The organism is Aeromicrobium sp. Leaf272, assembly GCF_001422865.1.
GTDB lineage: Bacteria > Actinomycetota > Actinomycetes > Propionibacteriales > Nocardioidaceae > Aeromicrobium.
Map to the genome: position 1 here is coordinate 62,684 of NZ_LMMY01000016.1, position 19,647 is coordinate 82,330.

Here is a 19,647-nt window from a genome sequence, read left to right on the forward strand (position 1 = left end):
GGCACGGCGTCCGGGGGTGTCGGCGTCGGTGACTAGGCTCGTGGGGTGAGCGACGACGGACTGTTCGACCTTCCTGCGGCGGACGACCGTCCGACGGCGCGGTCCGGCGGGGGTGCCGGGCCGTGGGCGGCGAACGGAACCGACTCGTCGGGCTCGCTCGCCGGCAACGCTCACTCCTCGGCGCCGCTGGCGGTGCGCATGCGTCCGCGCACGCTCGACGAGCTGGTGGGCCAGCAGCACCTGCTCACCCCCGGATCGCCCCTGCGGCAGGTGATCGACGGCGACCAGCCGCTCACCATCCTGCTGTGGGGCCCGCCGGGCACCGGCAAGACCACGATCGCCTCGCTCATCAGCAACCACACGAACCGGCGCTTCATGGAGGTCTCGGCCGTCTCGGCGGGGGTCAAGGAGGTCCGCGACGTCATCGCGGGTGCTCGCCGGGCCCTGCAGAACGGCGTCGAGACCGTGCTGTTCGTCGACGAGGTGCACCGCTTCTCCAAGGCCCAGCAGGACGCGCTCCTGCCCGGGGTCGAGAACCGGTGGGTCTCGCTCGTGGCCGCCACCACGGAGAACCCCCACTTCAGCGTCATCTCGCCGCTGCTCAGCCGTTCGCTCCTGCTGACCCTGCAGTCGCTCGACGACGACGACGTCGCCACCATGATCGACCGGGCGGTCGAGGACCCCCGCGGTCTCGGTGGGGCGGTCTCCTTGAGCGACGACGCCCGCGACCACCTCGTCCGGCTCGCCGGGGGCGACGGCCGACGTGTCCTCACCTACCTCGAGGCTGCCGCCGGTGCCACGCTCAGCCAGGGTCGCATCGAGGTCACGGTCGACGACGCGGCGCTCGCGGTCGACAAGGCGGCGGTGCGCTACGACCGGCAGGGTGACCAGCACTACGACGTCACGAGCGCCTTCATCAAGAGCATCCGCGGGTCCGACGTCGACGCCGCCCTGCACTACCTCGCTCGCATGATCGAGGCGGGGGAGGACCCGCGCTTCATCGCCCGGCGGCTGATGATCCACGCCAGCGAGGACATCGGCATGGCCGACCCCACGGCGCTGCCCGTGGCCACGGCCACGGCCCAGGCCGTCGCCATGATCGGGTTCCCCGAGGCTCGCATCCCGTTGGCCCAGGCCGTGATCCACCTGGCCACGGCCCCGAAGTCGAACGCCGTGGTCCAGGCCATCAACGCCGCCCAGACCGACGTCCGCGCCGGCCGGGTGGGTGCCGTCCCGCCGGCGCTGCGCGACGCGCACTACGCAGGTGCCAAGAAGCTCGGCCACGGGCACGACTACCGCTACGCGCACGACGACCCGCGCGGTGTCGTCACCCAGCAGTACGCACCCGACGACGTCGACGGCCGCGACTACTACGAGCCCGGACGCCACGGAGCCGAGGCAGCCGTCGCCGAGCGACTCGCGCGCATCCGCGCCATCCTGCGTGACCGTTGAGCGGCTCGACGGGACCGCTGCGGCGAACCAGTGGCGCAGGTGCCGTCCTCGTGTGACAGTGAGGCAACCTTCTCGTCCTGTCTCGGAGACCTCCATGGTTCACGCCCGCCGTCGCGCGCGCCTCGCAGTCCTCTGCCTCGTGCCCTCGCTGGCGCTCGTGGCCGGCGTCGTCCCTGCCGCCGCGGAGTCCACGCCGGCCCCGCCCACCTCGGCCCCCGCGTCGACCCCGACGACGAGCGACGAGTCGTCGGACCCCGAGGAGGCGGCCGTCCCCGCCGAGCCCGGGACCACCGAGGCGTCCGAGCCGGGTGCCACGATCGACGACACCGAGCCCACGCCCCAGGCGGACGAGCCGCCGCCGACGCCGGACCTCGTCCCCACGACGGTCGTGCTCGAGCGCGCCGCCGGCACCACGTCGCCCCAGGAGCCTGCACGCGGGACCGTCCGGGTGACTGCCGACGGCGAGCCGCTGGCCGGCGCCCGGGTGAGGGTGGTCGCCGACGGTGCGAGCGACACCTCGGTCGACGTGACCACGGGGACCTCGGGTGCCGCGACCTACGCCCTCAGCGGTCTGCGGGCGGGAACGTACCGGCTGCGCGCCGAGCTGCAGGAGACCGGGACCCATGCCGGATCCCGGTCCGCCGAGGCGACCGTCGTCGTCCAGGCGGGTCGTTGGGTGAGCCTGCTCGTCAACAACGGCTTCGGGACCCGGGTGCTGACCCGCGAGAACTTCTGGCTGCGCGGACGGGTGCTGACCACCGCCGGCAAGCCCCAGCCGCGTGTCACGGTCGCGCTGTACCGCTACGCCGGCTCGGGTCGCACCAAGGTGGCCACCGTGCGGACCAACGCCTACGGCTGGTTCACCTGGTCGCCCGCCGACCGTCGCGCCGGGACCTACCGCGCGCAGGTCAGCGGCACGCGCTACTCGGCGAAGCAGACGGTCCGCATCGGCACGGGGGAGCGGACGCTGCTGTCGCGGGAGGCGTCCCTCGCCTTCCTCCTCGGCGAACGACGCACGGGCACCCACACCGGCAGCGGTCGGTCGTGGCGCGGGTACACGAAGGGCGTCCTGATCCAGTCCGGCGGCCGCACGTGGGTCGTCCGGGGACGACTGACGTCCGAGCTGTCCGCACGGGGCGGTGCAGGAGGCTCCCTGGGTGGGCCCACCGGCGACGTGCGCTGCGGTCTGCCCGAGGGCGGATGCCTCCAGCAGTTCCGTACCGGCGCGATCTACACCAACAGCAAGGCCAAGGACACGCTGACGTCGGCCGTCTCGTCGACGCTCGGGGCCGCGGACCTGCTCGCCGTGGCGCGCTCCCAGGTCGGCTACCGCGAGCCGTCCCCGCGCAAGAGCAAGTACAACAAGTGGGTCGGGCGGACGGGACGCTACGACCCGTGGTGCGGGTTCTTCGTCTCGTGGCTCGCGCACGCCGGGGGCAAGCCCGGCTCGATCATCAAGGCCACGTCGTACAAGAAGCTCCTGGACGCCGAGCGCAAGCGCGGTCGGACCTCGCAGACCGCGAAGGTCGGACGGCTGGCGTACATCGGCTACTTCAGCAAGGGCACCCCGTCGCACGTCGGCATCGTCACCAAGGTCTCGAGCAGCCACGTCTGGACCATCGAGGGCAACGTGTCGGCGGGCGGTGGCCAGAAGCACCCCCGCGGAGTCCACGTGGTCAAGCGGACGAAGTCGCGGATCGTCTTCTACGCCGACCCTCGGTACTGAGGCCCGTCCGGTGGCGGGACCGTCCCCGCGCGCGGCGACGCCGCACCCGTCCCTAGTAACCTCGAGGTCATGTCCGCCGACGTCGCCGTCCTCGTCGCCACCGCGGTCCTCGCGGTCGTGACCGTGGCGGCCGCGGTCGTGGCGGTCGTGGCCGCACGCCGGGTCGCCCGTTCGGCCGGTGCCGTGGCTCCGGCCCCCGGACCTGCGGCCCACCAGGACACGGCGCCTCGACCGGCGTCGGTGCAGCGTCCGGCTGCGCCGGCGGCGCAGCACGAGGACACCACCGCGCTCGCGGTGCGGCCCGCGGTGCTGGAACCTCGCGTCGTCGAGGGTCGGGTCGTCGTGCCGCCCACCCAGGACCAAGTCGTCGAGGCCGCGCTCAGTCGACCGCAGGTCCGGTTCGCCGTGGTCGTCCAGGGTGTGGCTCACGCCCTGAGGCCCGAGAGCCGCGACCGGATCGGCGCCCTGATGCGCCGGGAGTACAGGAACCGCCGACGTGACCGGCTCCGGGCCGGACGCCGGGCCGCTCGTGCGGCCCACGCCTCCACGGCACCGCCGACGCCCTCGGACCAGTGGCTGGGGGAGCGATGAAGCCCCGCGCCGTCTGGTTCGTCGCCGGCTCGGCCGTGGGGGTCTACGCCAGCGCCAAGGCCCGGCGGGCCGCCTACCGGGTCTCGATGCCCGGACTCATCGACCAGGCCGCCGCGCTCGGCACCGGGTGGCGGGCCTTCGCCGACGAGGTCCGCGACGGGATGTCCACCGCCGAGTCCCGGCTCGCCGACCAGATCACGCCACCCCGACCCTCGCTCGAGGTCACGGCCGCGGACCAACCAGCCGCGGACCGCCCCGAGCTCACCGACGAGAGAGACCACCCCTGATGGAGACCGCAGAGATCCGGCGCCGATTCCTCGAGCACTTCGAGGCCGCCGGGCACACCGTGGTGCCCTCGGCCCCGCTGCTGCTGGACGATCCCAACCTGCTGTTCGTCAACGCGGGCATGGTGCCGTTCAAGCCGTACTTCCTCGGCCAGGAGACGCCGCCCTACGGCACCGCCACCAGCGTCCAGAAGTGCGTGCGCACCCTCGACATCGAGGAGGTCGGCAAGACCACGCGGCACGGCACGTTCTTCCAGATGAACGGCAACTTCAGCTTCGGCCAGTACTTCAAGGAAGGTGCGATCACGCACGCCTGGCGCCTGGTGACCGGCCACGTCGACGACGGGGGGTTCGGCTTCGACGCCGACCGGGTGTGGGTCACGGTGCTCGAGGGCGACGACGAGTCCCGCGCGCTCTGGAAGTCCGTCGCGGGCCTGCCCGACGAGCGGATCCAGGACCGGGGTCTGCTCGACAACTACTGGCACATGGGGGTCGCCGGTCCTGGCGGCCCGTGCAGCGAGATCTACATCGACCGCGGCCCCGAGCACGGGCCCGACGGCGGCCCGGTCGTCGACGAGGACCGCTTCCTGGAGATCTGGAACCTCGTGTTCATGCAGGAGGAGATCACCAACGTCCGCGCCAAGGACCAGTTCGACGTCGTGGGCCCGCTGCCGAGCCAGAACATCGACACCGGGATGGGCCTGGAGCGCGTCGCCTACCTGCTGCAGGGCAAGCAGAACCTCTACGAGATCGACGAGGTGTACCCCGTCATCGAGCGCGCGTCCGAGCTGACCGGACGGGCCTACGGCGCGAACCACGAGGACGACGTCCGGTTCCGGGTCGTGGCCGACCACGTGCGCAGCGGGCTCATGCTGATGGGCGACGGCGTGACCCCCGGCAACGAGGCGCGCGGCTACGTGCTGCGGCGCCTGCTGCGGCGCGCGGTGCGGTCCATGCGTCTGCTGGGCTTCGAGGACCCCGCCCTGCCCGAGCTGCTCCCGGTCAGCAAGGACCGGATGAAGGCGTCGTACCCCGAGCTCGAGGCCGACTTCGCCCGCATCTCCCAGGTCGCCTACGCCGAGGAGGACGCGTTCCGGTCCACCCTCGGCAAGGGGACGCAGATCTTCGACGTCGCGGCGCAGAAGGTGAAGGCCGAGGGCGGGAGCGGCCTGTCCGGCTCGGCGGCGTTCACGCTGCACGACACCTACGGCTTCCCGATCGACCTGACGCTCGAGATGGCCGAGGAGCAGGGCCTCACGGTCGACGCCGAGGGGTTCCGGTCGCTCATGGCCGAGCAGAGGGCCCGGGCGAAGGCCGACGCGAAGGCCAAGAAGGGCGTCCACGCCGACACCACGGCGTACCGCGCGGCCCTCGACGCGAACGGTCCGACCGACTGGCAGGCGTACACGACCCTGTCGACGGAGTCTCGGGTCCTCGCGCTGCTGAGCGAGGGCGCAGCGACGCCTGCGCTCGGTGCGGGGAGCGTGGGCGAGGTCGTCCTGGACCGGACGCCGTTCTACGCGGAGTCCGGCGGCCAGAACGCCGACGCCGGCACCATCACGTGGACGTCGGGCGGGGGAGGCAGCGCCGAGGTCCTCGACGTGCAGCGGCCCATCAAGGGCCTGGTCGTCCACCAGGTGCGCGTGCTCGAGGGCGAGCTCGTCGTCGACGAGACGGTCTCGGCCGACGTCGACCGGGAGTGGCGCACCGGAGCGCGTCAGGCGCACTCGGGCACGCACGTCGTGCACGCGGCGCTGCGCGAGGTGCTGGGCCCCACCGCGCTGCAGTCGGGCTCGTACAACCGACCCGGCTACCTGCGTCTCGACTTCGGTTGGAACGGGGCGCTGTCGCCCGAGCAGCTGCACGACGTCGAGCACGTGTCGAACCGGGCGCTGCGCGAGGACCTGCTCGTCTCGGCCCAGTACATGACCCTGCCCGAGGCCCGCGAGTGGGGCGCCCTCGCGCTCTTCGGCGAGACGTACGGCGAGCAGGTGCGCGTGGTCGAGATCGGCGGTCCCTGGTCGCGTGAGCTCTGCGGTGGCACCCACGTGGAGCGGTCCAGCCAGATCGGCACCGTCGTCATCACCTCGGACGGCTCGGTCGGCGCCGGCAACCGTCGCATCGAGGCGCTCACCGGCATCGAGGGCTTCGCGTACCTGGCCAAGGAGCGCGACCTCGTGCTGCAGCTCACCGACGTGCTCAAGGCGCGGCCGGAGGAGGTGCCGGCGCGGGTCGGCGACCTCGTGGCACGGCTCAAGGCCACCGAGAAGGAGCTCGAGAAGCTCAGGACCGCGCAGCTCCAGGGAGCGGCCGGCGACATCGCCGCTGCCGCGGCCGACGTCGACGGGGTCTCCGTCGTGACGCACCGTGCCGAGGGTGTCGGAGGGGGCGACGTCCGGTCGCTCGCCCTCGACGTCCGCGGCCGCCTGCAGGACCGGCCCGCCGTGGTGGTGGTCGTCGGGACCGCGAACGACCGGCCCTCCGTGGTCGTGGCCGTCACGCCCGCAGCGCAGGAGCGCGGGCTCTCGGCCAACACGCTGGTGGGGGTCGTCGGTGAGCGCATCGGCGGCAAGGGCGGCGGTAAGCCCGACGTCGCGCAGGGCGGAGGCACCGACGTCGGCGGGATCGACGCTGCGTTCGGGGCGGTCGTCGAGGCCGTGCGCGAGACGGTCTCTCGGTGAGGCAGGTCCGATGAGGAGGGGACGTCGACTCGGTGTCGACGTCGGCGACGTCCGCATCGGCGTGGCCGTGTGCGACCCCGACGGGCTCGTGGCCACGCCGCTGGAGACGGTGGCCGCCGGACCCGACGCGATCGGCCGGCTCTCCGCCCTCGCCTCCGAGGTCGACGCGCTGGAGCTCGTGGTCGGTCTCCCGGTGTCGCTGAGCGGGCGCGAGGGTCCTGCTGCGGCGAAGGTGCGGGTGTTCGCCCGCGCTCTCGCCGACACGGTCGCGCCCACGGTTGTCCGGCTGTTCGACGAGCGGATGTCTACGATGACTGCGGACAGCCTGCTCCGCGAGGGCGGGCGGTCAGGGCGGTCTCGACGCTCGGTGATCGACCAGGCTGCGGCCACGGTCATCCTGCAGACCGCCCTGGACACCGAACGGACCCGGGGATCGGCCCCGGGCGAGACGATCTGAGGTCGACGTGAGTGACAGCGGACTCGACATCCTGGGCGCCGACAGTGGTGCGCGACGCGCCACCAAGGCCGGCGGCCGGCGTGCCCCCCGCAAGCGCGGACCCCGCTGGGGACGCATCCTGCTGGTGCTCGTGGTCCTGGCCGGCCTAGTCTTCGCCGGCAAGGTCGTGTGGGACAAGGCCGGCTCGTACCTGAACGGACCGGAGGACTACTCCGGCCAGGGCAGCGGTGAGGTCGTCGTCGAGATCCCCGCCGGGTCGGACGGCCAGGCGATGGCGTCGATCCTGGCGAAGCAGGACGTCGTGGCCAGCGCCGAGGCGTTCTACCAGCTCTCGCTGAACGACGAGCGCTTCGCGACCATCCAGCCCGGCTTCTACCAGCTGCGGCGCAAGATGTCGGCGGAGTGGGCGATGCGTGAGCTCACCGACGCGAGCAACCGGGTCGAGGGCAAGGTCACCATCCCCGAGGGCTCGCGGGTGGGCCAGATCGTGAAGGCGATCGCCGCCGGCTCGGAGATCAGCGAGGACGAGGTCACCGCGGTCCTCGACGACCCGAAGGACCTCGGCCTGCCCGAGGGCGCCAACGGCAACCCCGAGGGCTACCTCTTCCCGGCGACCTACACCGTCGAGCCCGGCACCACGGCGCTCGAGCTGATGCAGCAGATGGTCAAGAAGACCCTCGAGGTCGAGGCCGACCTCGACATCGACGCCCGTGCCAAGGCCCTCGGGCTGTCGAAGGAGGACGTCCTCACGATGGCGAGCATCCTGGAGTACGAGGCTGCCCGCGACGAGGACTACCCCAAGGTGGCCCGGGTGCTCTTCAACCGGCTCGAGGACGGCATGCCGCTGCAGCTGGACTCCACGGTCTCGTACGTGAGCCAGCGGGAGGGCGACGTGTGGACCACGCCGGAGGAGCGCGCGAACCCGTCGGAGTACAACACGTACCAGAACACCGGGCTGCCGCCCGGTCCGATCGGCTCACCGGGCGAGAAGACCATCGAGGCGGCCCTCAACCCCGCCGACGGCGACTGGTTGTACTTCTTCGCCGACAAGAAGGGCGTCACGATCTTCAACACCGACTTCGCCCAGCACAACGCCGACTGCCAGAAGGTCTACGGCGCCGGCTCCTGTGGTGGCTGACCCGCGTACCGGGCGGCCCGCTCGTCGACGCTGTGCGGTGGTGGGCCACCCGGTCGCGCACTCCCTCTCGCCGGTCATGCACCGCGCGGCCTACGCCGAGCTCGGCCTGGACTGGACGTTCGACGCGGTCGACGTGGAGCCGGCGGGACTCGGTGCGTGGGTCGAGCGCCTCGACCCCACGTGGCGCGGCCTCGCCGTGACCGCCCCGCACAAGCGTGACGCGCTCGAGCTGGCGGACGACGTCTCCGACGTCGCCGCCGCTGCTGGTGGGGCGAACACCCTGCTGCTGGCCGACGGCGTGGTCCGCGCCGACAACACCGACGTGCCCGGCACGCTCGCTGCGCTGCAGGAGGCCGGCATCGCCGACGTGCCGCTCGTGCGTGTCCTCGGCGCGGGTGCCACGGCGTCGTCGGTCGCCCACGCCGTGGTGGGGCTGGGTGCCCGCCGGATGGAGCTGGTCGTCCGCGACGTGGCGCGGGCCGAGACGACCGCGGCATCGGCGCGTTCGGCCGGGCTCGAGGTGGTCGTGCGCTCGAGCGACGACCCCTTCGTCGACGTCGCGGACCTGCTCGTCTCCACGGTGCCGGAGGACGCGGCCGGTGCCCGGTCGCACGAGCTGGTCGAGTCCGCCGCCGCGGTCTTCGACGTCGTCTACGACCCGTGGCCGACCCGCCTGCTGCTCGCGGCGCAGCAGGCCGACCGTCCTGCGGTGTCCGGGCTCGACCTCCTGGCCCACCAGGCCGTGCTGCAGCTCGCCCTCATGACGGGCTCGCGGGTCGAGGTCGACGTGCTGCGCGACGCCGCGCTCGCGGAGCTGTCGGCCGCGCGCGACGTGCCCTAGGGTTGCGGCCGTGCAGACCCTCTACGTCGTCGCCACCGCCGTCGGTGCGGGGGTGCTCGGCCTGCTGGGCCCGCACGTGATCTCCCGGCTGCCCGAGCCGGAGCCGGACCCCTCCGAGGTCGACGAGCCCCCGAAGCCGCTCTACGTCGACCTCGCCCGACGCCCTCGACTCGCCCCGGCGCTCGCCCTGGTGGCGGCGGTGCTGGCGCTCGTCGCCGCGCTCGGCATCGACGAGCCGCTGCTGCTGCCGGCCTGGGCGGTCTTCGCCGGCGTCGGCACGTGGCTGTCGTTCATCGACCTGCGCACCCGGCTGCTGCCCTACGCGCTCACGCTGCCGCTGCACGTGGTGGTGCTCGCGCTCGTCGGCCTGGCGTCGCTCGTGGCCCAGGACCGGTCGATCATCCTCAAGGGGCTGATCGGCAACCTCGTGCTCTACGGGGTCTTCCGGCTCATCTACGCCCTCGGCCGGTGGATCAGCCAGCCGTTCGGGTTCGGCGACGTACGGATCGCGGGCGTGATCGGCTTGCTGCTGGGCGCGCTCGGTGCCGCCGAGACGCTGTACGGCGGCTACGCGGGGTTCATCCTGGGCGCCGTCGTCGGGCTGGGGCTGTACGCCACGGGACGGATCGGACGCCGTGACCCGTTCGCCTTCGGTCCGTACCTCGTCGTGGGGGCCTTCCTCGGCCCGCCGCTGGTGGCCCTGCTCCGCTGACGGCGCGTCAGTGGGTGAGCTTCAGCCCGACGATCCCGGACACCACCGCCAGCAGGCACAGCACCCGCGCCACGGACACCGGCTCGTCGCCCTGCGCCATGGCCCAGGCGGCGGTGAGCGTGGCGCCGATGCCCACCCACACGGCGTACGCCGTCCCGGTCGGCAGGTCACGCATCGCCCACGCGAGGCCGACCATGCTGAGCACGAGGGCGACGCCGAACACGAGGCTCGGGACGAGGCGGCTGAAGCCGTCCGAGCGACCGAGGGCCGTGGCCCACACCGCCTCCAGCACTCCTGACCCGACGAGCACGATCCAGCTCATGACGACTCCTGACCTGCCGTCTTTGCGCTGATCGGGTACGGCAGCCTCGTCCGAGCCCCCAGAGAGCGGGCGACCCCATCCTGGCACAGCCGGGCAGGCCCTCCCTGCCGGCCCGACAGCTCCTGACAGAATGACCCCCATGCTTCGATGGCTGACTGCCGGAGAGTCCCACGGACCCGCGCTCGTCGCGATCCTCGAGGGACTCCCAGCCGGCGTGCACGTGACCAGCAAGGACGTGCAGGACGCGCTCGCCCGGCGCCGCCTGGGCTACGGGCGGGGCGCGCGCATGAGCTTCGAGGCCGACGAGCTCGAGGTCATCGGCGGCCTGCGGCACGGCGTCAGCATGGGCAGCCCCGTGGCCCTGCGCATCGGCAACAGCGAGTGGCCGAAGTGGGAGCAGGTCATGTCGGCCGACCCGGTCGACCCCGAGGTGCTCGACGGGCTCAAGCGGGGCGCTCCGCTGACCCGGCCGCGACCCGGCCACGCCGACCTCGCCGGCATGCAGAAGTACGGCTTCGACGAGGCCCGTCCCGTGCTCGAGCGGGCCAGCGCCCGCGAGACCGCCGCCCGCGTCGCGCTCGGCGAGGTGGCGGCGAAGTTCGTCGAGCAGACCACCGGCGCCACGATCCTGTCGCACGTCGTCGAGCTGGGCACCGTCACGGCGCCCGCGGGCCTCGTGCCGAGCGCCTCGGACGTCGAGGCGCTCGACGCCGACCCGGTGCGCTGCTTCGACGCGGCCACCAGCGAGGCGATGGTGGCCGAGATCGACGTGGCCCACAAGGACGGTGACACCCTCGGTGGCGTCGTCGAGGTGGTCGTGGAGGGCCTGCCGCCCGGCCTCGGCTCGTACACGCACTGGGACCGGCGCCTCGACTCCCGGCTCGCCGGCGCGCTCATGGGCATCCAGGCCATCAAGGGCGTGGAGGTGGGCGACGGGTTCGAGCTGGCCCGTACCCGCGGATCGCTGGCCCACGACGAGATCGTCCCGACAGACGACGGCATCCGCCGCGTCTCCGGCCGCTCCGGCGGGACCGAGGGCGGCATGACCACGGGCGAGCTGCTGCGCGTGCGTGCCGCCATGAAGCCGATCGCCACCGTGCCGCGGGCCCTGCGGACCGTCGACGTGGCCACCGGCGAGGAGACGCGTGCCCACCACCAGCGTTCCGACGTGTGCGCCGTCCCGGCCGCCGGCATCGTGGCCGAGGCCATGGTCGCGCTCGTGGTCGCCGACGCCATCACCGAGAAGTTCGGGGGCGACTCGGTCGAGGAGGTCCGACGCAACGTCGAGGCCTACCGCGACCACCTGAGGTTCCGTTGAGTCCGGTCGTCGTCCTGATCGGCGCACCCGGCGCCGGCAAGACCACGGTGGCCCAGCTGCTGGCCGAGGCGCTCGGCACCACGGTGCGAGACACCGACGCCGACGTGGAGACCACGGTCGGGACCAGCGTGCAGGACCTGTTCGTCCAGCGAGGCGAGGCGCACTTCCGTGAGCTCGAGGCAGAGGCGGTCGCCACGGCTCTGGAGGAGCACGAGGGTGTGCTGGCGCTCGGCGGTGGTGCGGTGATGCACCCCAGGACGCAGGAGCTGCTGCGCGGCGAGCGCGTCGTCTTCCTCGACGTCGGGCTGACCGCCGCGGCCCAGCGGGTGGGGCTCGGGACGAACCGCCCGCTCCTGCTGGGCAACGTGCGCGCCACGCTGAAGGCCCTGCTCGACGCCCGGCGCCCCCTGTACCAGGGCCTCGCGGTCCACACGGTCGTCACCGACGACCTCGACCCCGCCGACGTGGCCGACCTCGTCCGACGCTTCCTCCAGGAGGAGATCCACCCGTGACCACCCGCATCAGGGTCGAGACCGCAGCCCCCTACGACGTCGTCGTGGGCGCGGGCGCGTCGGCCCGCCTGGCCTCGCTCGTCGGCGACGACGTGAGGCGGGTGGCGATCCTGCACCCGGCGGTCCTGCGGGAGCGTGCAGCCCGGCTGCGCGCCCAGCTGATCAGCGAGCAGGCGACCGACACGGTCGACGTGCACCTCGTCGAGCTCCCCGACGGCGAGGCCGCGAAGACCGCCGAGGTGCTGCAGTACTGCTGGGGCGTCCTCGGCACGACGGGGTTCACGCGGTCCGACGTGGTCGTCGGGTTCGGCGGGGGAGCCACCACGGACCTCGCCGGGTTCGTGGCGGCCAGCTGGTTGCGCGGCGTGCGGTTCATCAACCTGCCGACCACCGTCCTCGGCATGGTCGACGCGGCCGTGGGTGGCAAGACCGGCATCAACACCGCCTCGGGCAAGAACCTGGTGGGTGCGTTCCACGAGCCGGTCGGCGTGCTGTGCGACCTCGAGCTGCTCACGGACCTGCCGTCGGCCGAGCTGCGCAGCGGCCTGGCCGAGGTCGTCAAGTGCGGCTTCATCGCCGACCCGTCGATCCTGGAGCTGGTGGAGGGGGCGGGGGCCGCGACGGTGCTCGACCCGACGTCGCCGATCCTCGCCGAGCTGGTGGCCAAGGGCATCCGGGTCAAGGCCCGGACCGTCGCCGGCGACCTGCGGGAGACCGGTGGATCCCGCGAGGACGAGGCGTCGATCGGCCGGGAGGCGCTCAACTACGGGCACACGCTCGGCCACGCGATCGAGCGCGAGGAGAACTACTCCGTGCGGCACGGCGAGGCGATCAGCGTGGGCATGGTCTTCGTGGCCGAGCTGGCGCAGCGGCACGACCTCATCGACGCCGACCTCGTGCAGCGTCACCGCGACGTGCTCGGCTCGCTCGCGCTGCCGACCACCTGGGCCGGGGCCTTCACCCCGTTGCTCGCGGCCATGCGGCTCGACAAGAAGACGCGGGGCGACCAGCTGCGGTTCGTCGTGCTGGAGGACCTGGGCCGCACGACCATCCTGGCCGGTCCCGACGAGTCCACGCTGCGCGACTCGTTCGCCGCGCTCACGAGCCGATGACGGGGCCCCTGGGCGCGACGCCCGGCACCGACGACCTCGCGCGGCGACGACGTCGGGTGGGTGCTGCGCTCTCGGAGGCAGGGCGCGACGGCCTCGTCGTCACGACGCTCGTCAACGTGCGGTACCTGACGGGGTTCACCGGCTCCAACGGTGCGCTCGTGCTGCACGCCGACGGAAGCGGGGTGTTCCTCACGGACGGTCGCTACCGGGACCAGGCCGCGCAGGAGGTGCCGGGGCTCGAGCACGTCATCACCCGCGACCTCGTGGGCGTCGCCGCCGAGCGCATCACCGCGTCCGGGCAGACGTCGTGGGCGGCCGAGACGCACGCGCTCAGCGTCGACGCCCACGCCCGCCTGGTCGAGGCGGCCCCGGCGGTCACGCTGGTGCCCGCCGGCCGACTCGTGGAGGACGCTCGCACCATCAAGGACGACACCGAGGTCGCCGCCCTGCGGGAGGCGTGCCGGATCTCCACGGCGGCGCTCGAGGGGCTGTGGGCCGGCCCGCTGGTGGGTCGGACCGAGCGCGACGTGGCGCGTGACCTCGAGTGGCGCATGCTCGAGCTCGGCGCCGAGGCCGTCGCGTTCGAGACGATCCTGGCGTCCGGCCCGAACACGGCGGTCCCGCACCACCACCCGACCGACCGGGTGCTGCAGCCCGGCGACCTGCTCAAGACCGACTTCGGTGCCCGCGTCTCGGGCTACCACGCCGACTGCACGCGAACCGTCGTGCTCGGCACCGCCGACGCCTGGCAGCGGGAGGTGCACGCGGCCGTGCGGGCCTCCCAGGCCGCCGGTGTGGACGTGCTGCGCGAGGGCCGTCCGGTGGCCGAGTCCGACACCGTCGCGCGTGGCGTGCTCGCCGACGCAGGCTGGCTCGAGCACTTCACGACCGGGCTCGGGCACGGGGTGGGCCTGGAGATCCACGAGGACCCGTTCATCGCCGCCTCGCACGCCGGTACACTGGCCAGTCGCACCACCTTGACCATGGAGCCGGGCATCTACGTCCCGGGCCGCGGGGGAGTGCGCATCGAAGACACCGTCCTCGTCACGTCGGCGGACCCGGGAACCCCCGAGGTGCTGACCGACCTGACCACCGAGCTCCTGGAGATCGCCTGATGGCCACCACGAACGACCTGAAGAACGGCATGGTGCTGAACATCGACGGCCAGCTCTGGACCATCGTCGAGTTCCAGCACGTCAAGCCCGGCAAGGGTCCCGCCTTCGTGCGCACCAAGATGAAGAACGTCGAGTCCGGCAAGGTCGTCGACAAGACGTTCAACGCCGGTACCAAGGTCGAGACCGCGACCGTCGACAAGCGCGACATGCAGTACCTGTACAACGACGGCTCGAGCTACGTGTTCATGGACGTGCAGACCTTCGACCAGATCGAGATCCCCCCGGAGGCCATGGGCACGGCCACCGACTTCCTGCTGGAGAACCAGAACGCCGTGGTCGCCACGAACGAGGGCCGGGTGCTCTACGTCGAGCTCCCCGCCTCCGTGGAGCTGCTCATCGAGCACACCGACCCGGGCCTGCAGGGCGACCGCTCCAGCGGCGGCACCAAGCCCGCTCGGTTGGAGACCGGCCGCGAGATCCAGGTCCCGCTGTTCGTCGGCTCCGGCGAGAAGATCAAGGTGGACACGCGCGACGGTGGCTACCTCGGTCGCGTGAAGGCCTGATGGGCGCCAGGACCAAGTACCGCAAGCGGGCGCTCGACGTCCTCTTCGAGTCCGAGATGCGGGGCGTCCCCCTCGGAGGCACCCTCGCCGCCCGGCTCGAGACGAACGACCCGCCGGTCAACCCCTACACGGTCCAGCTCGTGGAGGGCGTGGCCGCGCACCAGGAGCGCATCGACTCCCTGATCACCGAGCACGCGCGGGGCTGGACGCTGGACCGGATGCCCGGCGTCGACCGCAACATCGTGCGCGTGGCGGTCTACGAGATCCTCCACGTCGACGACGTGCCGGGTCCCGTGGCCGTGAGCGAGGCCGTCGACCTCGCGGCCGACCTGTCGACGGACGAGTCGCCGAAGTTCGTCGGTGGCCTGCTGAGCCGCATCCTCGAGGTCTCCACCCCCGCCTGAAGGACCCGTCGCCACGCCCACACCTCGAGATCATCGGTGGGCCGGACGATGTCACGTTAAGTTGCACATGCGTCCCACGTCGCTACGGTCGTGGGAACCGAGACGGGGTCCGGAGGTCCTTGCGGCCGCCCTCGTCCTGACGAGAGGCGACGCGTGAGCTTCATCGAGTTCGTCCAGGAGCGGTGGTCCGTGCTGTCGTTCCTGGCCTACCAGCACCTCAGCCTGGTGGTGCAGACGTTGGCGATCGCCACGCTGCTCGCCATCGTGCTGGGCGTCCTGGCCTACCGGTCCTCCTTCGGGACGTCGATCGCGCAGGCCCTGTCCTCGGTCGGCCTGACCCTGCCGTCCTACGCGCTGCTCGGCCTCCTGGTCGGCGTGGTGGGCATCGGTGTCTTCCCGTCGGTGATCGCCCTGGTGTTCTTCGGCTTCCTGCCCATCCTGCGCAACGTCATCGTCGGTCTCACCGGCGTCGACCAGGCTCTCGTGGAGTCGGCGCGGGGGATGGGCATGGGACGGCTGACGACGCTCGTGCGGCTCGAGCTGCCGCTCGCCTGGCCGGTGATCATGACCGGTGTCCGCGTCTCGGGGCAGATGCTCATGGGCATCGCCGCGATCGCCGCCTTCGTGCTCGGCCCGGGGCTCGGTGGCTACATCTTCTCCGGCATCTCCCGCACCGGCGGCGCCAACGCGACCAACTCCATCCTGGCGGGCACCCTCGGCGTCATCGTGCTCGCCGTCCTGCTCGACCTCGTCCTGAACCTGCTCACCCGCGTCACGACCTCGAGGGGCATCCGTGTCTGAGACCACCCAGCCGTCCACGCCAGAGACCGACTCCGAGCCCGGGCGGTCCTTCGGCCAGCGCATCCTGCTCGAGAACGTCACCAAGCGCTACGGCGGCCAGGCCGACGCCGCCGTCGACGACGTGACCATCGAGATCCCCGCCGGCGAGATCGTCATGCTGGTCGGCCCGTCGGGCTGCGGCAAGACGACCACCATGAAGATGATCAACCGCCTGATCGAGCCGACCAGCGGCAAGATCTTCATCGGCGACGAGGACGTCACGCACCGCAACGCCGACGACCTGCGCCGCCACATCGGCTACGTGATCCAGGGCGCGGGACTGTTCCCGCACTACACGGTCGCCGAGAACATCGCGATCGTCCCGCGCCTGCTCGGCTGGAAGAAGGACCGCATCGCGGCCCGGGTCGACGAGCTGCTCGAGCTGGTCAACCTCGAGCCCGCGCAGTACCGCGACCGCTACCCGCGTGAGCTCTCCGGAGGCCAGCAGCAGCGCATCGGCGTGGCGCGCGCCCTGGCCGCCGACCCGCCCGTCCTGCTGATGGACGAGCCGTTCGGCGCGGTCGACCCGATCACGCGTCAGCGCCTGCAGGACGAGCTGCTGCGGCTGCAGGAGGAGCTGCGCAAGACGATCGTGTTCGTGACCCACGACTTCGACGAGGCGGTCAAGCTCGGCGACCGGATCGCGATCCTCGACGTCGGCTCGCGCATCGTCCAGTACGACACGCCCGAGGCGATCCTGGCCGCACCGGCCAGCGACTTCGTCGAGGGCTTCGTCGGCCACGGCGCCGCGCTCAAGCAGCTCACGCTCACCCGCGTGCGCGACGTCGAGCTGCACGAGGCCGCCGTCGCCCAGGTCGGTGGCGACGCCACGGCCGCGATCCAGGACGCCCGCGCGAAGGGCCGTGAGTGGGTCATCGTCCTCGACGACCAGCAGCGTCCGCAGCGCTGGGTCTCGGTCAAGGAGCTCGAGCGGGCGGGCTCCCTCACGGGCATCTCGCGCGACCGTGACCTCGAGGTCGTCAGCACGGCCTCGACCCTCAACGACGCGCTCGACGAGATGCTCACGTCGTCGCACGGCGTGGTGGTCGTGACCGGTCGGCGCAACTCCTACCAGGGCGTCGTCCGGGTCGAGACGATCATGCAGGCCATGCAGCAGATCAGCAGCGCCGCCGCCGAGGCGCGGCCGGTGGAGCCGTGAGCGCCGCCACCGCCGCTCCGGCCGTCGCCGGGGAGGCCGCCACTCCGACCGTCACGGTCGACCGACCGGGGATCGCGCGGTGGATCGGGCAGCCGCTCGTCGTGGTCGCCGCGGTCGCCGGCTGCCTGGTGTACGTGAACACCGCCTCGATCACCGACGTCGAGCGTCGCTCGCTGACGGCCGGCAACCTGCTCGACCTCACGCAGCAGCACCTGACGATCAGCCTGATCGCCACCGCGCTCACCTGCCTGATCGCCATCCCGCTCGGGATCGCGCTCACGCGCGGGCCGATGCGCCGCTACTCCAAGCCGATCATCACCGTCGCCGGGTTCGGCCAGGCTGCGCCCGCGATCGGGCTCATCGCGCTCGGTGCCGTGATCTTCGACGTCGGCCGCACCGGGGCGATCGCCGCCCTCACGGTCTACGGCATCCTGCCGATCGTGGCCAACACGGTCACGGGGATCGATGGCGTCGACCGGCGTCTCGTCGAGGCGTCGCGGGGGATGGGCGTCTCGGCCCTGGGCACCCTCATGAGGGTCGAGCTGCCGCTGGCGCTGCGCGTGATCGTCGCGGGCGTCCGCACGGCGCTGGTGCTCATCGTGGGCACGGCCGCCCTCGCATCGTTCACGGGAGCCGGGGGACTCGGCGACCTCATCACCACGGGCATCAAGCTCCAGCAGAACGTGACGCTGGTCGTCGGGGCGGTCCTGGTGGCCGCCCTCGCCCTGTTCATCGACTGGCTGGCTCGTCTCGTGGAGATCGCGGCTGCGCCGAAGGGAGTGGGCTGACATGCGTCAGCACCCCAGCAAGAAGATCGTCGGCACCGTCGCCGGGCTGCTCTGCCTGGCCCTCGCCGGCTGTGGCCTGCAGTCGGCCTCCGGCGCCGTGCTCGGTGCCGAGCCGGGGACCATCAAGCCGGTGAAGTCGCTCGAGGACGTGCCGGTCACCGTCGCCGCGAAGGACTTCACCGAGCAGCTCGTGCTCGGCAACATGATGTCGACCGTGCTCAGCGTGGCGGGCGCCGACGTGACCAACCTCAGCAACACCCCGGGCAGCTTCGGTGTCCGGCAGGCGCTGCTCGACGGTCGCGTCGACATCTCGCCGGAGTACACCGGCACCGGCTGGATCAACTACCTCGGCAACGACAAGCCCGTGAAGGGCGAGGAGCAGCAGTACAAGGCCGTGTACGACGCCGACCTGAAGAACGGTCTGACCTGGCTGCCCTACGCGCCGATGAACAACACGTACGCCTTCGCGATCGCCGAGAAGAAGGGCGAGGAGCTCGGCATCACCAAGCTGTCGCAGCTGGCCGACCTGCCCCCGGAGGAGCTGACCTTCTGCGTCGAGAGCGAGTTCGCCAAGCGCGACGACGGCTTCGTCCCGATGCTCGAGGCCTACGACCTCACGGAGTCCGACCTCGCCAAGGTCACCAACCTCGACACCGGCGTCATCTACACGGCGACCGCCAACGGGACCTGCAACTTCGGCGAGGTGTTCACCACGGACGGCCGGATCCCGGGTCTGGACCTCAGGGTGCTCGAGGACGACCGCGAGTTCTTCCCCCTCTACAACCTGAGCTTCGTGGCGAAGACGTCCTTCCTGGAGAAGCATCCGGAGGTGGCGGACATCTTCGCGCCTGTGCTGTCGAAGCTGACGAACGAGGTCATGCTCGAGCTCAACGCGAAGGTCGACGTCGAGGGGGAGGACCCGGCGATCGTCGCGCGGGACTGGCTGAAGTCCGAGGGCCTGGTCAAGTAGCGCCGTTCTCGGCTCCGCCGGTCAGCGCAGGTCGAGCCTCATGAGGACTCTCGGGAAGCCGGCGAGGGTCGACGTGGTCTCGGCGGCCTGCGTGAATCCGGCGGCCTCGAACAGCGCCTTCGTCCCGACGTAGGCCATGGTCAGGTCGACCTTCTCGCCGCGGTTGTCGACGGGGTAGCCCTCGACCGCGGGGGCGCGCTGCTCGCGGGCGAGGTCCACCGCGCCGGACAGCAGCGCGTGGGAGATCCCCTGCTTGCGGTGGCCGGGACGGACGCGGATGCACCAGATCGACCAGACGTCGAGGTCGTCGACGTGCGGGATCCTCCGGTTGGTCGCGAACGACGTGTCGGCGCGGGGATGCACGGCGGCCCACCCGACGACCTCGCCCTCCTCGTCGTAGGCCAGCACACCGGGTGGCCCCTGCTCCATGAGCTCGCGCACCTTCTCGCCCCGCGCCTCGGCAGCGAGCTCGCGGTTCTCCTTGGACGAGGTGAGCCGGTAGCTCAGGCACCAGCAGACGTTCGCGTCCGGTCGCTTGGGGCCGACCATGGTGCGGACGTCCTCGAAGACGGTGGCGGGGCGGGTCGTGACGGCCATGGGAGCCAGTGTGCCGCGCGCGACGGACGATTCCGGTGTTCCCGGGCGCCGTGGTGCACCATGGC

General features: G+C 72.0%; 21 protein-coding genes and 1 riboswitch. Of the genes, 19 read left to right on the forward strand and 2 right to left on the reverse strand.

Going from position 1 to position 19,647, the window contains the following annotated elements:
- The first annotated feature begins 45 nt into the window (after positions 1-45).
- The 9 genes from ASF38_RS16540 (at position 46) to ASF38_RS16580 (ending at position 9,882) form a co-directional block, all read left to right on the forward strand.
- A complete protein-coding gene (locus ASF38_RS16540) occupies positions 46-1,452 on the forward strand; it encodes a replication-associated recombination protein A (protein ID WP_055970459.1) in 1,407 nt (468 codons plus the stop codon).
- A 94-nt stretch (positions 1,453-1,546) separates the two neighbouring features.
- A complete protein-coding gene (locus ASF38_RS16545; RefSeq protein ID WP_056577526.1) occupies positions 1,547-3,178 on the forward strand; it encodes a carboxypeptidase regulatory-like domain-containing protein in 1,632 nt (543 codons plus the stop codon).
- A 69-nt stretch (positions 3,179-3,247) separates the two neighbouring features.
- Positions 3,248-3,769: a hypothetical protein gene (locus ASF38_RS16550; protein WP_055970454.1), complete on the forward strand. Its 522-nt coding sequence runs from the start codon at positions 3,248-3,250 to the stop codon at positions 3,767-3,769.
- Entirely contained in the window at positions 3,766-4,056 is a 291-nt protein-coding gene (locus ASF38_RS16555; RefSeq protein ID WP_055970452.1) for a DUF6167 family protein, read from the forward strand. The genes ASF38_RS16550 and ASF38_RS16555 overlap by 4 nt, the downstream gene beginning before the upstream one ends.
- The gene (gene alaS, locus ASF38_RS16560) at positions 4,056-6,734 is read left to right on the forward strand and encodes an alanine--tRNA ligase (protein WP_056577529.1); all 2,679 of its coding nucleotides are present in this window, start codon (positions 4,056-4,058) and stop codon (positions 6,732-6,734) included. The genes ASF38_RS16555 and alaS overlap by 1 nt, the downstream gene beginning before the upstream one ends.
- A gap of 10 nt (positions 6,735-6,744) precedes the next feature.
- Positions 6,745-7,191: a Holliday junction resolvase RuvX gene (gene ruvX, locus ASF38_RS16565; protein ID WP_055970447.1), complete on the forward strand. Its 447-nt coding sequence runs from the start codon at positions 6,745-6,747 to the stop codon at positions 7,189-7,191.
- Positions 7,192-7,198: 7 nt separating this feature from the next.
- Entirely contained in the window at positions 7,199-8,329 is a 1,131-nt protein-coding gene (gene mltG / locus ASF38_RS16570) for an endolytic transglycosylase MltG (protein ID WP_056577531.1), read from the forward strand.
- Positions 8,322-9,170 (forward strand): shikimate dehydrogenase, encoded by an 849-nt coding sequence (locus ASF38_RS16575; RefSeq protein WP_082480855.1) that lies wholly within the window; start codon positions 8,322-8,324, stop codon positions 9,168-9,170. Before mltG ends, ASF38_RS16575 begins: the two co-directional genes overlap by 8 nt.
- 10 nt (positions 9,171-9,180) lie before the next feature.
- A complete protein-coding gene (locus ASF38_RS16580) occupies positions 9,181-9,882 on the forward strand; it encodes an A24 family peptidase (RefSeq protein WP_056577534.1) in 702 nt (233 codons plus the stop codon).
- A 7-nt stretch (positions 9,883-9,889) separates the two neighbouring features.
- Here the strand turns inward: ASF38_RS16580 and ASF38_RS16585 are convergent, their stop codons facing one another.
- Positions 9,890-10,204 carry a multidrug efflux SMR transporter gene (locus ASF38_RS16585; protein ID WP_055970441.1) on the reverse strand — a complete coding sequence of 105 codons (315 nt, stop codon included), beginning with the start codon at positions 10,202-10,204 and terminating at the stop codon, positions 9,890-9,892.
- Positions 10,205-10,214: 10 nt separating this feature from the next.
- Positions 10,215-10,279, reverse strand: a riboswitch (guanidine-III (ykkC-III) riboswitch).
- Positions 10,280-10,343: 64 nt separating this feature from the next.
- Here ASF38_RS16585 and aroC point away from each other — a divergent pair.
- The 10 genes from aroC (at position 10,344) to ASF38_RS16635 (ending at position 18,985) form a co-directional block, all read left to right on the forward strand.
- The gene (aroC, locus tag ASF38_RS16590; protein WP_055970439.1) at positions 10,344-11,522 is read left to right on the forward strand and encodes a chorismate synthase; all 1,179 of its coding nucleotides are present in this window, start codon (positions 10,344-10,346) and stop codon (positions 11,520-11,522) included.
- The gene (locus tag ASF38_RS16595; RefSeq protein WP_055970437.1) at positions 11,519-12,034 is read left to right on the forward strand and encodes a shikimate kinase; all 516 of its coding nucleotides are present in this window, start codon (positions 11,519-11,521) and stop codon (positions 12,032-12,034) included. The genes aroC and ASF38_RS16595 overlap by 4 nt, the downstream gene beginning before the upstream one ends.
- Positions 12,031-13,146 carry a 3-dehydroquinate synthase gene (gene aroB, locus ASF38_RS16600; protein WP_056577537.1) on the forward strand — a complete coding sequence of 372 codons (1,116 nt, stop codon included), beginning with the start codon at positions 12,031-12,033 and terminating at the stop codon, positions 13,144-13,146. Before ASF38_RS16595 ends, aroB begins: the two co-directional genes overlap by 4 nt.
- Complete coding sequence (locus ASF38_RS16605) at positions 13,143-14,261, forward strand: Xaa-Pro peptidase family protein (RefSeq protein ID WP_056577540.1); 1,119 nt, start codon at positions 13,143-13,145, stop codon at positions 14,259-14,261. The genes aroB and ASF38_RS16605 overlap by 4 nt, the downstream gene beginning before the upstream one ends.
- Positions 14,261-14,824 carry an elongation factor P gene (gene efp / locus ASF38_RS16610; RefSeq protein ID WP_055970431.1) on the forward strand — a complete coding sequence of 188 codons (564 nt, stop codon included), beginning with the start codon at positions 14,261-14,263 and terminating at the stop codon, positions 14,822-14,824. The genes ASF38_RS16605 and efp overlap by 1 nt, the downstream gene beginning before the upstream one ends.
- Positions 14,824-15,228, forward strand: a complete 405-nt coding sequence (gene nusB / locus ASF38_RS16615) for a transcription antitermination factor NusB (protein WP_056577543.1) — start codon at positions 14,824-14,826, stop codon at positions 15,226-15,228. The genes efp and nusB overlap by 1 nt, the downstream gene beginning before the upstream one ends.
- A 153-nt stretch (positions 15,229-15,381) precedes the next feature.
- Positions 15,382-16,029: an ABC transporter permease gene (locus ASF38_RS16620; RefSeq protein ID WP_055970427.1), complete on the forward strand. Its 648-nt coding sequence runs from the start codon at positions 15,382-15,384 to the stop codon at positions 16,027-16,029.
- Positions 16,022-17,227, forward strand: coding sequence for an ABC transporter ATP-binding protein (locus ASF38_RS16625; protein WP_082480842.1), 1,206 nt, complete (start codon positions 16,022-16,024; stop codon positions 17,225-17,227). Before ASF38_RS16620 ends, ASF38_RS16625 begins: the two co-directional genes overlap by 8 nt.
- Positions 17,224-18,015, forward strand: a complete 792-nt coding sequence (locus ASF38_RS16630; RefSeq protein WP_056555014.1) for an ABC transporter permease — start codon at positions 17,224-17,226, stop codon at positions 18,013-18,015. The genes ASF38_RS16625 and ASF38_RS16630 overlap by 4 nt, the downstream gene beginning before the upstream one ends.
- 1 nt (position 18,016) lies before the next feature.
- Positions 18,017-18,985: a glycine betaine ABC transporter substrate-binding protein gene (locus tag ASF38_RS16635; RefSeq protein ID WP_055970425.1), complete on the forward strand. Its 969-nt coding sequence runs from the start codon at positions 18,017-18,019 to the stop codon at positions 18,983-18,985.
- 21 nt (positions 18,986-19,006) lie between these two features.
- Here the strand turns inward: ASF38_RS16635 and ASF38_RS16640 are convergent, their stop codons facing one another.
- Complete coding sequence (locus tag ASF38_RS16640) at positions 19,007-19,582, reverse strand: GNAT family N-acetyltransferase (RefSeq protein WP_056577546.1); 576 nt, start codon at positions 19,580-19,582, stop codon at positions 19,007-19,009.
- Between the last annotated feature and the right edge of the window lie 65 nt (positions 19,583-19,647).